The sequence below is a fragment of the Synechococcus sp. 65AY6A5 genome, assembly GCF_002760415.1.
Taxonomy (GTDB): Bacteria; Cyanobacteriota; Cyanobacteriia; order Thermostichales; family Thermostichaceae; genus Thermostichus.
The window spans coordinates 1,617,091-1,632,521 of record NZ_AXUW01000001.1 but is presented as its reverse complement, the minus strand read 5'-3'; the positions used below and the strand labels follow the sequence as shown (position 1 = coordinate 1,632,521).

Sequence of the window (15,431 nt, the reverse complement as noted above, 5' to 3'; positions counted from 1 at the left end):
TCTGCCAAGTTCAATAGGGCAGGGATCCCTTTTGGGAGGCTCTGCTTGAGAGAATTGGATCCCAGGGGTTCATCCGGGCTCTAGGTATCCGCAGTTCTGATAGGCTTGACCGATAGGGACTTGCCAAGGATTTTCCACCGATGAAAGGCCCCCTTTCCACAGACGGCCAAGTATCCCGATCTAGCTGGCGAACCGGTTCCCTCTTGCTGACTCTGTTGGCAGGGATCGCTTTCGGCTGTGGAGGAGGAGGCACGGGCAACTCTCCTCCCCCACCATCGCCAGGTGGTGGGCCCGTCATCCTGCAAGTGGATCCAGCCAAGGGCCCCTTTACCAAGCTGGCCGATGCTGTGGCACAGGCGCAGCGGCTGCAAAATGCCACAGCAGGACTAGAGGTGCTGATCCAGATTTTGGGGGCGGGCAAGGAGAGGCTAGAGAAGGATCTGGCCTTGGATGGGGGCGACGGCACCAATGGCGGGCGGATTCGGATTACCAGCTCCACAGCTTATGAGATCCTGGCCGGGTTGTTCGACGTGATCGTAGCCAGCCAAACCAGCCTGCAAGGGGTGGAGGTGGTGTTGGAAGGCGGAAGGGTGCAGGTCAACGGTGGCACCTTTCAGCCGAGCAAGGTTACCCTCAACGACCCCCGCTCCAACATCTTGGTCAACGGCAACGCTGCCGTTTTGGAGGGAGCTTTAAACCAATTGGCCCAGATTTTTTGCCAGCAATTTTTGGATCCCTGTGTGCAGGTCTCGGGCAGTGGCCGTATTGCAAGCATCTCAGTCAGTGTCAGCAAGGCAGGAGGCGTAGGTGTAGGCACTGTGCCGGGGAGTAACCCGCTCCTGGAGAACAACGCGATCCTTCTGCAAGCTTTGGGAGCTTTGGCAGTTCGCTACAGCAACAACTCCGGCGGGATCTTCCGCAACAACCAGATCGAAGGGGATCCAGCCACCGCCGCGGCTGGCTTGGCGTTGCAGGCGCGGCAAAGAGACATGGCTGGCACCACCGGGATCCAACTGGATGGAGCGGGATCGGCGCCAGCGATTCAATCCAACCGGATCGGCGTGGGCAGGATAGTCGGCAGTGTCGGCATTCGCATTTTGCAAGGAACCCAGGCTCGCACCATTGTTGGGAATACGTTCCTAGCTCGGGGCGAGGGCGCGGGGGTAGCCATTCAAGTGGCCCCCGGCACGCCAGAGGCAGTAGTCGCTGCCTACTTGGCCGGCAACAGCTTCCAGGGCAACTTTGCTGAGAGGATCGGCGGCGGATCTGCGCCTACCCCGATACCGACAGTTACACCTGCCCCAACCCTGGCTCCTACCCCCACTCCGAGGCCATCGCCAACTCCTCGGGTGCTCGGCACCGGCCCTATTCAGATTACTCTAGCCTGGAACACTATCGATGAGCTTGACTTATATGTCACGGATCCCGGGCAGCAGACGGTGTTTTTTAACAATCGGGTTATCCCTTCTGGAGGACGGCTGGACGTGGATGCCAATGCCGACTGCGTTGCCGTAACGGAAAACCCTGTGGAGAATGTCTTTTGGGCCTCCAGCCCGCCCTCAGGCCTGTACCTTATTGAGGTTTATTGAGGTGAGCTTGTTCCGTCGCTGTTCGCAGGTAACCGCTCCCGTTCCGTTCACCGTAACGGTTCGCAAAAGCGGAAGCGCCGCACAAACCTTCAGCGGATCGGCCACCTCTCCTGGCTTGGCAGGTAGGTTTACCTTTTCCTTTCCCTAAAGTTAGCTAAAGCTGGCATCCATCCATCTTGGACACCCCCATTCAAATTAATTCTTGACTCAGGGATCCAGAAAACTTTTCTCCCACAAGTTCAAACAGCCATAGTAGCCACAAAACACCTTCTTAAAGCAGAGTCTACATCCCCTCTCCCCCTGGGAGAGGGGTCGGGGGTGAGGGACAGCAGTGCCGAGTGTTTGGAAAGTGAAAAAGCTGTAGTCTTACTTGAGACGACAATACCGCTGCCGAACCACCCATATACAAACAGACGGGATCCCTACTCCAGGGATCCCGGTCATCTGTTCAGGCTATTCTACGGCGGCCTTGGCTGATTTCGCTTCCGCCTCTTTGGCTGCTTTCATCTCGGCCAGAATCTCCTCCGGTCGCTTGCCGGCCCGCTGAGATCCGGCAGGCAGCTCGTGGGGATCGATCACCCCCTTGGGCAGATAGGCAAACTCCCGCAGCGGCGTCACCATCGGGTCTTCCGTGACCTTGGAAGGCAAGCGGCCCAGCGCCACCTGGTGGTAGTTCAGCTCGTGGCGGTCGTAGGTGGCCAGTTCATAGTCTTCGGTAACCGAGAGGCAGTTGGTGGGGCAAAACTCCACGCAATTGGCGCAGAAAATGCACACCCCAAAATCGATGCTGTAACTGTAGAGCTCTTTCTTCTTCAGCTCGGTGTTGTAGACCCAGTCCACCACCGGCAGGTCGATGGGGCAAACCCGAACACAGATCTCGCAGGCAATGCACTTATCGAACTCAAAGTGAATGCGTCCCCGAAAGCGCTCAGAGGGGATCAGCTTCTCAAAGGGATACTGGACAGTTACAGGCCGGCGGTTCATATGGTCGAAGACCACTCCCATCCCCTGACCGATGTACTTGGCTGCTTTGAAGGCATCGCTTACGTATTCGCCAACGCGCTTGAGAAAAGTCATGGCCTGTCCTCTCCCTCTCTCGCTTTCTTTACTTTTCATTCAACCCCCGAAAACGCTCGGGAAGGCAAGTTTCAAAGCCGCCGTCAACAGCAAATTCACAAACGAGACGGGCAGCAGAAATTTCCACCCCAAATCCAACAGCTGGTCAATGCGCACCCGCGGCAGGGTCCAGCGCAAGAGGATGGCCAAAAACACAAAGATAAAAGCCTTGACCATCGTCATGAGAATGCCCAACACCGCCGCGCCGATCTGCAAAAAGGGGTTGTCCAACGGGATCCCGAGCCAGGCGGCAATTGTTTCCACCGGCACCACAAACGACCAGCCGCCCAAGTACAACACCGCCGCAATGAGAGAGGCCAGCAGCAAGTTGGCGTAGGATCCCAGGTAAAACAGGGCAAATTTCATGCCGGAGTACTCCGTCTGGTAGCCGGCCACCAGCTCCTCTTCGGCTTCCGGCAAATCAAAGGGGATCCGTTCGGTTTCCGCCAGCGCCGAGATCAGGAAAATGACAAAGCCAATCGGCTGCCGCCACACGTTCCAACTGAGGATCCCCAGCCCACTCTGCTGCTCCACGATCCCCACGGTGTCCAGGCCGTTGCTCATCAGCACCACCGCCAGCACCGACAAGGCCAAGGGCAGTTCGTAGCTAATTGACTGGGCCGCCGCCCGCAGCCCCCCCAGCAGAGAATACTTGTTGTTGGAGCCGTAGCCCGACATCAACAGGCCGATGGGCTGCACGCTGGAGGTGGCGATCAAGAAAAACACCCCGATGGCGATGTTGGAGATCAATAGGTTCTGGCCGAAGGGAACCACCAGATAACACAAAAAGACCGGCAGGAAAACCAGGATCGGCCCCAGCGTGAACAAAACTGGGTCGGCCAAGCTGGGCAGCACATCTTCCTTCGTCAAGAGCTTGATGCCATCGGCAATCGGGATCAGTACCCCCTGTGGCCCGGCCATGTTGGGGCCAATCCGCTGCTGGGCCGCCGCCGAGATCTTCCGCTCTAGCCAGGTCATGACCATCACTCCTAAGGTGGCGGCGATGACCATGAGCAACATGGGCAAAGGTACCCACAAAGCGTGGGCAGCGCCTGGGCTCAGGCCCAAGTTTTGCAGGGCTGTTTCAAAACCAAGCTGTAGGTCAATGCCGGCGGTTGTCATGGGGTTGAGTGGCTCCCTAGAGACGGTGAGTCAAAAAAGGCACTGGAGTCTGTGGATCTAACTAGGCTTTGCCGTTGGGATCCGACTGAGGGGGACGGTGGCGGCGGCGCAGCTCCTGCTGAATGATGGCCTGCAGGCGGGCGTCGGATAACTCTTCGGCGCGGCGGCGCCTTTCTTCTTGGTACTTGGCCCATTGCTTGGGACCGATAATCGCGGCAATAGTTACGACAATCAGGAGCGGCAGAAGCAAGATCGCCCAGGCCATCGCCCTTGTCCTCCCTTTCCTACGAGTATCTTAGCGATCCACCTCCCCCATAATGATGTCGATGCTGCCCAAGATGGCGATCATGTCGGCCACCTTCATGCCGCGAATGAGCTGAGGCAACACCTGCAGGTTGACAAAGCCGGGTGGACGGATCTTCCAGCGCCACGGACAGACGTTGTCGTCGCCGACGATGTAAATGCCCAGCTCCCCTTTGGCGCTCTCCACCCGTACGTAGGCCTCTCCTTTGGGGATCTTGAAGTTGGCCGAGGGCTTTTTGCTGATGAACTGGTAGTCGCCCTTGTTCCACTCCGACTTTGGCCCCTCCAGCATGCGCTTGGCTTCCAGATTTTCAAAGGGGCCACCGGGCAGGGCCTTCACCGCCTGCTGCACAATTTTGCAGGACTCGCGCATCTCCTTCATGCGCACTCGATAGCGGGCCAGGCAATCCCCCTCTGGGTAAACCGCCACCTCCCAGTCGAAGTCGTCGTAGCACTCGTAGTGATCCACCTTGCGCAGATCCCAGTTGACGCCGCAGGCCCGCAGCATGGGCCCAGACAGGCCCCAGTTGATGGCATCTTGCTTGGAGATGACCCCTATCCCTTCCAGCCGCCGGCGGAAGATGGGGTTGTCGGTAACCAGCCGCTCGTACTCATCTACCTTGGGCAGGAAGTACTCGCAAAAATCGAGGCATTTTTCCGTCCAGCCGTAGGGCAGATCCACCGCCACGCCCCCGACGCGGAAGTAGTTGTTGTTGATGAGGCGCATGCCGGTGACGGCTTCAAACAAATCCAAGATCCACTCCCGCTCCCGCATGGCGTAGAGGAAGGGGGTTTGGGCGCCCAGGTCGGCCAAGAAGGGGCCAAACCAGAGCAGGTGGTTGGTGATGCGGGTCAGCTCCAACATGATCACCCGCAGGTAGCTGGCCCGCCGGGGCACCGGGATCCCAGCCAGTTTCTCGACGGCGTTGACGGTGATGGCCTCGTTGAACATGCCGGCACCGTAGTCCCAGCGGGAGACGTAGGGCAGGTACTGCACCACGGTGCGGTTTTCGGCAATTTTTTCCATGCCGCGGTGCAGATAGCCAATCACCGGCTCGCAGTCGACGATGTTTTCGCCATCGAGGGTGACCAGCAGGCGCAAGACCCCGTGCATAGAAGGATGGTGCGGCCCAAAGTTGAGCAGCATCCGGTCAGTACGGGTCTCGATCATGGGCATGGGCATGGCCGCCGCCTCCGCAACTGAAGAATGTTTATGGTCTGCAACATTTGCAGTATAGCGGCTTTCCCGCGGTTCCTCGAGCTCTCGGGCCATCAGGGATCCCAATTCTTGCTATTGAGGAGCTCTTGATGACTCAGCTAACGTGAAAAAAAGGAGGGAGAGCAATGGCTGGTTCCCCTACAAACAGCTCCTCTCGACGGGAGCAGCAGCATCCGCAATACGACACCGATCGGGCTCTTCTCAACGAGCTGATGGCCCAAGTGCAGGAGAGCCCCCCCTCGGATTGGGTGCTGGCCGAAGTGGCCCGTCTGCGCATCCGCTACCACGGCTTTCCCGGCGCCTGGGATCTGCAGCGGGATTTGGATCAGATCTTGGAACAGTGGGGCCTGAGCGAAGAGGAGCTGTTTGCCCGCACCCGCCAGATCCACGCCCGCGGCCAGGTCTACGGCCGCAGCTTCAGTACACGGGATGACTGGGCCTAGGCAGCAGCCTTTATGGAAGGGTGTCTATCCTTCTGCCCCCTTTTTTGGCAAAAGAGGGGAGTTCCTCCATCCTTCATCAGCACCTGGGAAACTAGGAAGCCTGGAGCTGCTCGGCAAAGATGGGATCCAGAGGCACATCCAAAGCGGCGATGACCTTGGTCCAGAAGTTCATAAAGCCAATCCAGGCCGAGAGCTCCACCAGATCTTCGTCTGACCAAATGGTTTTGAGGCGGGCAAAGAAGCTGTCGGTCACCACCATGCTGGGCACGGTCATGCGCTCGGCGTACTCGATGGCCAGCTTCTCGGCTTCGGTGTAGAGGGCGCTGGTGCGGGCCTGGGCCACCGCGGCAATTTTGGCCGGGGAGGCGCCGTGTTTTTGCGCCTGCAGGGTGTGGTAGGGCAGGCAGTAGTGGCGGCAGCCGTTGATCTGGGCAATGCGGATGCTGACCAGCTCTTTTAGCTCCTCGGGCAGGTTGGGGTTGTCGGTGTGCAGCGCTCCGTACAGGTTCATCACCGCCCGCATCAGCTGCGGCTTGTGGGCCATTACCTGTAGCGGGTTGAGGGCGGTGCCATAGGTTTTTTCTAGGCTTTCGTAAACCTTCTGCAGTTGCTTGTCGGCTTTTTCCGGAGGAACAGGAGGGATCCGCATGGATGATCTATAAAAAATTGCAGCATTCTCGACTTTAGCGCGTTTGGGGGATATCTCCTCCTGCCCGCCACAACTAATTGCCCAAGGACTGCTCGAGGGCTTCTACCTGCTGTTGGGTAGCTGTAGCCCCTTGGTTGAGGGTTTGCTGGAGCTGTTCCCGCGATTGGTAGATCTGCAGCGGCCCTCCCTGGGGGATCCCTTGCTGGGCGGCTTCTGGGCTGGCCTGCTCTGGACTTGGCTCTGAACTGAGCGGGTTGCGGTAGAGCCGGTTCACCACCAGAAAGCCCACCAGCACTACGGCAGTTGCCACCAAAAGTCGAACCATACCCGGATCCCTTGCAAGCGTCTAGTTCTAGAATGCCCAAAAAGAGTATCAGGTATCAGAGGTCGGGCAAAATGGCGCAGACTGCTCAGCCGGTGCGGGTTGGCATTGGCGGCCCGATGGGATCCGGGAAGACCGCCCTGGTGGAAAAGCTCTGTCTGGCACTGCGGGATCCCTTGTCTTTGGCCGTGGAGACTAATATACCCGCGAAGATGCCGAGTTTTTGGTGCGGGCCAAGGCGCTGGCGGCGGAGCGGATCATCGGCGTGGAGACCGGCGGCTGTCCCCACACGGCCATTCGGGAAGACGCCTCCCTCAACCTCGATGCCATTCAGGAGCTGGAGCGCCGCTTCTGTCCCCTGAATCCCATCTTGGTGGAATCGGGAGGGGATAACTTGGCGGCCACCTTCAGCCCAGAGCTGGTGGATGCCTGCATCTATGTTATTGATGTGGCCGAAGGGGACAAGATCCCGCGCAAGGGGGGCCGGGGATCACCCGCTCCGACCTGCTGGTGATCAACAGGATCGACCTGGCGCCCTATGTGGGGGCGGACTTGGGGGTGATGGAACGGGATGCCCGCCGCATGCGGGGAGACAGGCCCTTTGTCTTTACCAACCTGCGCACGGGCGAGGGACTGGATCAGATCCTGAGCTGGCTGAAGCGGGAGGTGCTCTTTTGCCCCATCCAGGCTAACTCCCCCTCTGTAAGCCGCCTGTGACCTTCGGCAAGGCCCTCTTGAAGATCAGCCGCCAAGGCGAACATGCCCGCATTTGGGAGTATTCTCAGGCCCCCCTGCAATGGCTGGGATCCCCCGGTGAGCCGCCCCTCTATTACCTGCGCAACCCCAACGGCGGCCTGCTGGGCGGGAATCGCCACCGCATCGCGATCGAGCTGGGGGCAGGCGCAGGGCTGGCAATTCGCACCCAGGGGGCAACCCGCCTCCACCCCGGCCTGATCCGGCAACAGGCCAAGGTCAAGCTGGCCCCCACCAGCCAACTGATCTGGATCCCTCACCCGACCATTCCCGGCGCAGGAGCAGACTTCCGCCAACAGGTGCAGATCGAGCTGGATCCCAGTGCCCGCCTGGCCTATGCCGAGATCTGGACGGCCGGGCGGCTGGCCATGGGGGAATGCTGGCAGTTTCGGCGCCTTTCCAGCAGCTTGCGGGTTTGGGTCGCTGCCGGGAGCCCATCTGCTAGCCGCCAGAAAAAGCTCTGGCTGCAAGAACACATCGATCTCCGCTTTCCCCACCAGCATGTCTCCACCGCGTCGGTGCTGGGATCCCATCTCTGCTGGGGATCCCTGTATTTGCTGGGGGACTGGCCGGAACCCACTTGGCCGACCGTTCACGTCAGCGGGACAGAATCCCCACACTGGCTGGTCAAGTCTCCGGATCCCGTCTGTCAGGGCTGGATCCTGCGCCAGGTGGGGCCACAGGCAGAGGCCATCTGGCAGCAGTTCGGCCAGGTTGTGCAACAGCTTGCCGCGGCCCAGAGAAGCTCAAGCCAGGGGTGGTAGGCTAGGGCTGGCTTCACCCGACCCGTTGCCCGAGATCATGAACGCGGCCCGACGCATTATCAAACGTTCTGTTCGCAAGGGACGAAGTCGCTGGCTGCTCCTCTACGAAAGAGGAATGGCTCTGCTGGCCCTGGGCAACCTGTGCTGGGTGCTCTTCGACCTCAGCTACGTGCCCTGGCGGGACTTTTGGCTCCAGGGGCGGGTGCAGATCTTCGGCGCCTTTGGCCCTCCCATTCCCCTGCCCATCCTCTCCCAACAGACCAGCCGCTCCCCGGTAACCGACCTGTATGACCCGGTGAAAGGCATTGAGCCCAACCCGGAAACCCAGCGCTACTTGGCCCTGGTGGATGAGCTGCGCCAGGTCACCCTGCGCTTTGGGGTGGAGTCGGAAGCGGCGGCGCCGCTCCTGGCCCGCTTGCGGCAACTGAGCGACGAGATGATCGAGACCAACCCCTTTCAGGCCGCCAACAAAACCGGCCAGTTTGTGCGCATCCTCAACTTGATGCGGGAGCACATCCCCGGAGCCGACTCGGCCAGGGCCGCCTTCGCCCGCTTCTGGACTGCCGAATACTTGGCCAGCGTCGATCCCAAAGACGGGATCGAATTTTTCCAGGCCCGGCTGCGCCCCCTCTTCGAGACCAACTACTCCCGCCCCATCGGCGAGAGCGGCAGCCCCGTGGACTTTTTTCCGCTGCTGGATTTTCCCTTTGTGTTGCTGTTTGGGCTGGAATTTGTCCTGCGCACGGTGGCCATCAGCCGCCGCTACACCGGCGTCAATTGGCTGGATGCCATGCTCTGGCGCTGGTACGATGTGCTGCTGCTGTTGCCCTTTTGGCGCTGGCTGCGGGTGATCCCCGTCACCATCCGGCTGGGACAGGCGCAGTTGCTGGATCTGGAGCGGGTCCGGGCCCAGGTAAGCCAGGGCTTTGTCACCAACTTCGCCGAAGACCTGACCGAGGTCATCGTCGTGCGGGTGATCAACCAAATCCAGGCATCCATCCAGCGGGGATCCCTGCCCCTGCTGCCGGCAGCCGATCCCTCCCGCAGCTACATCGACCTCAACGAGATCAACGAGCTGGAAGCCATTGCCAACCTGGTTTTTCGCACCGTCCTCTACCGCGTCTTGCCCCAGGTTCAGCCGGAGGTGGAGCAATGGCTCCGCTACAACCTGGATGGCCTGCTCAAACAACTCCCCGCCCTGCAAACCCTGGAACGGCTGCCCGGCCTCGGATCCCTGCTCAGCCAACTGACGGAGCGCCTGGCCGGCGAGCTGACCACCACCACCTACAAAGCCTTGACCAACAGCTTCGAGGATCCCGTCGGCTCCAAGCTGGTGGCCCAACTGTTGCGGCGATTTGGCGAAGTCTTGGCAGGTGAACTTACCCAGCAACATGCTCTGGATGAGATCCGCTCCCTGCTGCAAGACTTGCTGGAAGAGATCAAGATCAACTACGTAGAGCGCCTCTCCCAGGAAGATCTGGAGGAGGTGATGGAGCAAACCCGCAAGCTGCGGCAAAAAGCCCAGCAACTCGAGCAAGCCCGCGGCGCGTAGGGGTGGTTGACGAGGTTTCGCCGGTTCAGTAGGATAATGGTTCAAGCCTGGGCGAGTGGCGGAACTGGTAGACGCACCGCACTCAAAATGCGGCGGGAAACCGTGTCGGTTCGAATCCGACCTTGCCCATGGCAAAGCGACTCTACCCTTGGCGTTTGCTCTTGAGAAGGAGCTGCCTCCATCGACAGGATCCCACTCCGGCAACTGGCTTTTCCGAGCTGCGTAAACTACCCGGCTCCGACCGCCCCCCCTTCCCTCCCAACCCCCCGTATACGGGGGGCAGGGGGATTGAGGGGGGTACAGTGCGGGGCTGCTGCGGCTTCTAGCTGAGGGGTTCCGGTTAGATGGCAGCCCAGAAGCCTGCAAAGCCGTGAAGGGTACCTTGCCGATTGCCTGGGGAACCTGGGCTCCTTTGGGGGATGGCAAGCTGGCGGTGGCCTTTGGGGTCTTTTGCTAGGGAGAGGGAGAAAGCTCCCCGCCGGCTGATCCCAAGCGGCGCACCAGTTGCCAACCCTCTACCTCGGCCAAAGGCTGCAGCCCCAAATCCTGGAGCGATAGCTGCTGAGCTTGGACGGGAGAGACCCACAGGTAATCCCCATGTTCTCCTGCTTGCAGGGCGGCGTCATCCACCCATCGCCCTGGGTTGGGGGTGTAAAAGGCGATGGCCTGGGCCTGACAGACATCTGGCAGACCACTGCGGCCAATGTCCACTACGGGGAAATCGCCCTTGTCAGAGCCCAGCATCTGTTTCCAGTCCAGCTGGGCAAAGGCAGGATTGAAATTGCCGAAGTCAGGCCGCAGGACAATGCTGACCAGGGCAAGGATGCTGGCAGCTAGGAGCGTGCCTACCCAGAGTTCGCCGGCATAGTGCAGCACCCGCCGCCAGCTCCAGAGCACCGGCAAGAGCAGATACAACAGGCCGATTGCCACCAACGACCAGGCATGGGGTTGGAGCAGCTCCAGTCCCTCGACGTCCCGCCTGACGGCCACCCCCAAACCCAAAAGCAGCGTCCCCACCGCCGCCAGCCCCCAGGAGAGCACCTGGGCCACATGGGGTCTGTCGCGGCGAGAGCCTCGTCCTACTGTTGCCGGCAAGGCGGAGCGGAGCGGAAATGGCAGAGCTTGATCCAGAACCACCCCCGCTAGGAGAGCTAGCCAGGGATAGAGCTGTACCGTGTAGTAGGGCGTTTTGGTGGGGTAGAGCTGCAAGAGCAAAAACAACAGCAGGGGGAAAGACCAAACCAGCAGGGTGGATCCCGGCTTTTGCCGCAGCAGCAGCCAGCCTCCCACCAAGGCCAAAACCGTCCAGGGGAAGCCATGGATCGGGATGTGCCAAAAGTAATACCAGCCGGTGGCATCGGCATGGAAGGGTTCTTGCCCCAGATCCCACACCTTCCCCACCAAGGTGGTCAGCACCTTTGTGCCGTACACCCCCATGGCCGGCACCAGCCAGAGGCCGAAGATCCCCAGGCCCAGCAAAAGCCCCAGCCAAAAGGAAGCGGCTCCCAGCCAGTGCCGCCGCTGCTGCCACAAGTAGGGGATCACCGCTGCCGCCGGCACTAGGATCATGGCGCTTTTCATCAACAGGCCCAGCCCAAAGGCCGCCCCCGTCAGCCAGAACCAGCGTCGGTGGCCGCGGCTGCCGTTGACCAGGGCCAGGATCCCCAAGAGCTCCAGACAGGTCAAGGGCACATCCTGCCCCACCAGCCGCCCCTGCTGCACCCAGAGGTAGCAGAGGGGCAAAACCGCCATGCCCAAGAGGGCCGCCCGGGTTGGCAAAAAGGCTCGCCCAATCCAGCCCACCAGAGGAATAGAAAGCAGAGCCGCCAGGATCCCGGGCAGCCGCGCCGCCCATTCGTTGATGCCGTAGAGGGCAAAGCTGAGGGCCACGCTCCAGGTGAGCAGAGGGGGTTTCTCGAAAAAAGGCTCCCCCAAAAAAGTCGGCCCCAGCCAGTTGCTCCCCCGCAGCAGCTCGCGGGCCATCTGGGCATAAAAGCTCTCGTCGCAGCCGGCCAAACTGGGATCCGCCCCCGAGAGCACAAACAGCGGCACTGCCAGGCCCATGATCACCAGGCTCAGGCCCCAAAAGGACAGCAGGTGCGGGTCGCGGCGAAACTGCACAAAAGAGCTGGATCCGGGCAGGGATCCCCCGCCAGGAGAACTGCCCAAACGGTTGGGGTTGCCGAAAGGACGCATGAACAAGCCCTCTGGAACGACACCAAGTAGCCGCTCTGACCAGACTAAACTCTGCGACAAGGGATCTGGCCTTTTTTTAGCGCTACGCACCACTGACGCGAAGGGGAAGCTCCAGGGATCCAGAGGCGCTCTCCAGCTTATCTGCCAGACAGGTCAAGCCCTGAAACCAGCATGGGGTTGCAGGTGCAGTTCGACCATAGTAGAAGTTCTCCCCCGTCGGTGAACTCCCAAAACTCAGCCCTGGTGGATCGCAGCTCTTGGCAGATGCTCTCAACAGCCTCGACAACACCGAGGTGGCCACCAGTTCTTGCAGAGCCTCTGCATCCTTCCCGCCCCCACCGGTTTCAGGCGGCGAGGGCGACGCCCAACCCAATTGGGAGCTGTGGGTATCTCGTTCACGGTGGCTCTGCCCAGCAAGGGGCTGCCTCAATACTCACTTAGCAGAGCTTCCACAAACTCGTAGCTGGAAAAAGGCCGCAGGTCCTCCAGCCCTTCGCCGGCGCCGATAAAGCGGATGGGCAAGTGCATCTGCTGGGTAATGGCCAGGGCAATCCCCCCCTTGGCGGTGCTGTCCAGCTTGGTGAGGATGACGCCGGTTAGCTTGGCCACTTCGGCAAACACCTGGGCCTGGCGCAGGCCGTTTTGCCCTTGGGTGGCATCCAAGACCAAGAGGCTTTCCACCTTGGCTTCGGGGGCTTTCTTGTCGATGATGCGGCGGATCTTGGCCAGCTCCTCCATCAGGTTTTTCTTGTTTTGCAGGCGGCCTGCCGTATCCACCAGCAGCAGCTCCGTACCTCTGGCCTTGGCGGCGTTGATGGCATCAAACACCACGGCTGCCGGGTCGGCATTGGGAGACGGGTTGGCGATGACATCCACCCCCGCCCGTTCTGCCCAGATCTTGAGCTGCTCGACGGCAGCAGCGCGGAAGGTATCGGCGGCAGCAATTAGACACTGGTAGCCGGACTCGCGGGCCACATGGGCAATTTTGCCGATGGTGGTGGTCTTGCCCACCCCATTCACGCCGACGATCAGCCAAATGTTGAGCCTGCCCCGCTGCGGCGCAAAGGTGGGATCCCCTACTGTCAGCATCTGGCGCATCTGCTGCTTGAGGTACTTCACCGCCTCCTCGGGGGGCACCACCTCCTCGCGCATGCGTTTTTGCAGGGCCTGGATGATCTGCTCAGTGGCCTCAACTCCCACATCCGCCTGCAGCAGCATCGTCTCAATTGTTTCGACCGCCTCTTGATCAAGAGGCCCCCGGCCTATTAGAGCCTTTAACTGGTTGATCAGGTTGAGGCGGGTTTTGCCCAAGCCTCGCCGCAGCTTTTGCAGCCAGGAGATCTCTTCTACGGAGATCTCTTCGGGCTTGCGCCCTTGGGCTGCCAGGATCTCGGCTGACCAGCGAAAGCCCTCGTCGAAAACCACCTCTTCCGCCGCCGGCTCTGGGGGCGGGGCAGCCACGGCTGCCGCCATTGGCTCCGGTTCCTCCACAGCGGTTGCCTTTAGGGCTTGCAGGCGCTCGGCAGCACGGGGGGCCAGATCAAAGAAGGAGGCCGCAGCAGCCGACTGCTCAGGAGGCGATGGGGGAGAGACTGCCTCAGTTGCTGCAACTGCTGGGGCAGAGCCCTCGCTTGCAGGCGATTCTGCTGCAGGGGTGGCTGGGGAGACAACCTTTGCTTGAGTGGCTTGGGCAGCAGCTCGCGCTTTCAGGTTGGCATAGGCGGCCTTGGCAAAAGCCAAATAGTCCTCCGGCGACATCGCTGCCGACTCTGCCGCTGGGGGAGGCGTCGACTCGGCATTTGGGGGAGAAGATTCTGCTTCGCCCTTGAAGTCGGTGTAGCGACGGCGAAACCAATCGAAGGCCATAATCCCACCTCTACTTTTGTTTTCCAGTTTGGCAGAGCAGCTCTCTTTCGGGAGCGCGGCTCTGCAATCCTGGGGAACGGCGCAGCTCCTTCAAGCGAACACCACAGTCTTGTTGTGGTAGACCAGCACGCGATTTTCCAGGTGATAGCGCACGGCCCGGGCCAGGACTAGGCGCTCCATGTCGCGGCCCTTGCGAATGAGGTCGGCTACTGTGTCGCGGTGACTTACCCGCACCACGTCCTGCTCGATGATCGGCCCTTCGTCCAGCTCCTCGGTGGCGTAGTGGGCGGTGGCGCCGATGATCTTGACGCCCCGCTGGTGGGCGCGCTGGTAGGGGTTGGCGCCGGCAAAGGCAGGCAGGGTGGAGTGGTGAATGTTGATCACCGGGGGCGCCTGGCGGAGCAGCCACCCGCTCAGCACCTGCATGTACTTGGCCAAGACCACCAGGTCAATGCGATATTCCTGCAACAGGGCGAGCTGGCGGGCCTCTGCCTCGGCCTTGTTCTCCGGAGAAACAGGGATGTGGTAGTAGTCAATGCCAAAAGAGCGGGCCAGCGGCTCCAAATCGGGATGGTTGCTGATGATCAAAGGAATCTCCGCCAGCAGCTCCCCAGCCCTCTGCCGCCAGATGAGATCCAGCAGACAGTGGGGCTGCTTGCTAACCCACACCGCAATGCGCCGGCGCGTGTCGGAAAAATGCAGCTCCCAGTTGGCCTGGATCCCGCGGGCAATCCCAGAGAAAGCGGGGACAATCTCCGAGCGTTCCAAGCGAAAGCCCTCTAGGTCCCACTCGATGCGGCTCAGGAACAGCCCTGCCTCGAGATCTGTGTGGTGGTCGGCGTGAAGAATGTTGCCGTCGTAACTGTAGATAAAGTTAGAGAGCTTGGCTACCAGCCCTTTTTGATCGGGGCAAGAGACCAACAGGGTGGCCGTGGGCATAGAAGTGCAAAGAGCTCGCCCCTTTACCCTAGGGCCTGGATCGGTCTCCGAGCAAGCACCCCTGGCCAAGGGGTTTCAGTCCTGTCGGTTGATCTCCTGCAACAACCAGGGATCCACCGGCCGACCATCCCAACGCCTGAGGTCGATGCGAATCCCCATCGTCGCCGAGGAGCCGGCAGGGGGCAGCTCCTGGTGAGATCTCGGAGTCGGAGGGGTTTTGGCCGTGTTGCCGCAGCCCGGCTGCTACCTCCGCCGGAGCAAAACGAACAGGTGCGTGATCTCCATCAGAACCTCCGGGGTACTCCCGCCACAGCGCAGCTTGGCGGGCTGGAGGATAGGCGGTGAGACGAAGGGGTTCAATGCCCCTGAGTCTCACAATCTGGGCGTTGCCTGCTGCTCGACATACTTCTTCAACTGCTCAACGGTGACCCCACCACAAGAGGCAACAAAATAGGCCCCTGTCCAAAATACAGGCTTGCTGTAGAACCGTGCCACCTCTGTGGCGAACTCTTTGCGAATCAACCGGCTGGAGACTGTTTTCAGGTTGTTCACCAGCTTTGAGACCTGGACATCCGGCGGAAAACTCACCAACAGATGC

General features: G+C 60.6%; 14 protein-coding genes, 1 tRNA gene and 1 pseudogene. 6 read left to right on the top strand and 10 right to left on the bottom strand.

Annotated features, from left to right (window positions below; all coding sequences use genetic code 11):
• The first annotated feature begins 203 nt into the window (after positions 1–203).
• On the top strand, positions 204–1,589 hold the full coding sequence (locus SYN65AY6A5_RS13840; protein WP_240531012.1) for a right-handed parallel beta-helix repeat-containing protein: 1,386 nt from the start codon (positions 204–206) through the stop codon (positions 1,587–1,589).
• 453 nt (positions 1,590–2,042) lie between these two features.
• Here SYN65AY6A5_RS13840 and ndhI read toward each other — a convergent pair whose 3' ends face one another.
• The 4 genes from ndhI to SYN65AY6A5_RS07750 all read right to left on the bottom strand — a co-directional run bounded on the left by ndhI (position 2,043) and on the right by SYN65AY6A5_RS07750 (position 5,307).
• Entirely contained in the window at positions 2,043–2,666 is a 624-nt protein-coding gene (gene ndhI, locus SYN65AY6A5_RS07765) for an NAD(P)H-quinone oxidoreductase subunit I (RefSeq protein ID WP_099812371.1), read from the bottom strand.
• 39 nt (positions 2,667–2,705) lie between these two features.
• Complete coding sequence (nuoH, locus tag SYN65AY6A5_RS07760; RefSeq protein WP_099884200.1) at positions 2,706–3,827, bottom strand: NADH-quinone oxidoreductase subunit NuoH; 1,122 nt, start codon at positions 3,825–3,827, stop codon at positions 2,706–2,708.
• A gap of 61 nt (positions 3,828–3,888) precedes the next feature.
• A complete protein-coding gene (locus SYN65AY6A5_RS07755; RefSeq protein ID WP_011429640.1) occupies positions 3,889–4,092 on the bottom strand; it encodes a hypothetical protein in 204 nt (67 codons plus the stop codon).
• Between the two features lie 30 nt (positions 4,093–4,122).
• On the bottom strand, positions 4,123–5,307 hold the full coding sequence (locus SYN65AY6A5_RS07750; RefSeq protein ID WP_011429641.1) for an NAD(P)H-quinone oxidoreductase subunit H: 1,185 nt from the start codon (positions 5,305–5,307) through the stop codon (positions 4,123–4,125).
• A 167-nt stretch (positions 5,308–5,474) separates the two neighbouring features.
• On the opposite strand from SYN65AY6A5_RS07750, the gene SYN65AY6A5_RS07745 reads away from it, so the two are divergent.
• Entirely contained in the window at positions 5,475–5,792 is a 318-nt protein-coding gene (locus tag SYN65AY6A5_RS07745; RefSeq protein ID WP_011429642.1) for a DUF3288 family protein, read from the top strand.
• 91 nt (positions 5,793–5,883) lie between these two features.
• Here the strand turns inward: SYN65AY6A5_RS07745 and SYN65AY6A5_RS07740 are convergent, their stop codons facing one another.
• Positions 5,884–6,441, bottom strand: a complete 558-nt coding sequence (locus tag SYN65AY6A5_RS07740) for a carboxymuconolactone decarboxylase family protein (RefSeq protein ID WP_011429643.1) — start codon at positions 6,439–6,441, stop codon at positions 5,884–5,886.
• A 73-nt stretch (positions 6,442–6,514) separates the two neighbouring features.
• Positions 6,515–6,766 carry a hypothetical protein gene (locus SYN65AY6A5_RS07735; protein WP_011429644.1) on the bottom strand — a complete coding sequence of 84 codons (252 nt, stop codon included), beginning with the start codon at positions 6,764–6,766 and terminating at the stop codon, positions 6,515–6,517.
• Positions 6,767–6,837: 71 nt separating this feature from the next.
• Between SYN65AY6A5_RS07735 and ureG the strand changes: the two are divergent.
• The 4 genes and pseudogenes from ureG (at position 6,838) to SYN65AY6A5_RS07715 (ending at position 9,961) form a co-directional block, all read left to right on the top strand.
• A pseudogene (gene ureG / locus SYN65AY6A5_RS07730) lies at positions 6,838–7,480 on the top strand (urease accessory protein UreG).
• A complete protein-coding gene (locus SYN65AY6A5_RS07725; protein ID WP_099884197.1) occupies positions 7,477–8,280 on the top strand; it encodes an urease accessory protein UreD in 804 nt (267 codons plus the stop codon). The pseudogene ureG and the gene SYN65AY6A5_RS07725 overlap by 4 nt, the downstream one beginning before the upstream one ends.
• A 37-nt stretch (positions 8,281–8,317) precedes the next feature.
• Positions 8,318–9,832: a hypothetical protein gene (locus SYN65AY6A5_RS07720; protein WP_011429646.1), complete on the top strand. Its 1,515-nt coding sequence runs from the start codon at positions 8,318–8,320 to the stop codon at positions 9,830–9,832.
• A gap of 49 nt (positions 9,833–9,881) precedes the next feature.
• A tRNA-Leu gene (locus tag SYN65AY6A5_RS07715) sits at positions 9,882–9,961 on the top strand.
• A gap of 324 nt (positions 9,962–10,285) precedes the next feature.
• Here SYN65AY6A5_RS07715 and SYN65AY6A5_RS07710 read toward each other — a convergent pair.
• The 4 genes from SYN65AY6A5_RS07710 to tnpA form a co-directional block, all read right to left on the bottom strand.
• Entirely contained in the window at positions 10,286–12,028 is a 1,743-nt protein-coding gene (locus SYN65AY6A5_RS07710) for a glycosyltransferase family 39 protein (protein ID WP_240531047.1), read from the bottom strand.
• 426 nt (positions 12,029–12,454) lie between these two features.
• Positions 12,455–13,894 (bottom strand): signal recognition particle-docking protein FtsY, encoded by a 1,440-nt coding sequence (gene ftsY / locus SYN65AY6A5_RS07705; protein ID WP_099812367.1) that lies wholly within the window; start codon positions 13,892–13,894, stop codon positions 12,455–12,457.
• 90 nt (positions 13,895–13,984) lie between these two features.
• Positions 13,985–14,833, bottom strand: a complete 849-nt coding sequence (purU, locus tag SYN65AY6A5_RS07700; protein WP_099884195.1) for a formyltetrahydrofolate deformylase — start codon at positions 14,831–14,833, stop codon at positions 13,985–13,987.
• 372 nt (positions 14,834–15,205) lie between these two features.
• Positions 15,206–15,431 (bottom strand): IS200/IS605 family transposase (tnpA, locus tag SYN65AY6A5_RS07695; protein WP_143597149.1); only part of this gene is annotated, 226 nt, incomplete at its 5' end.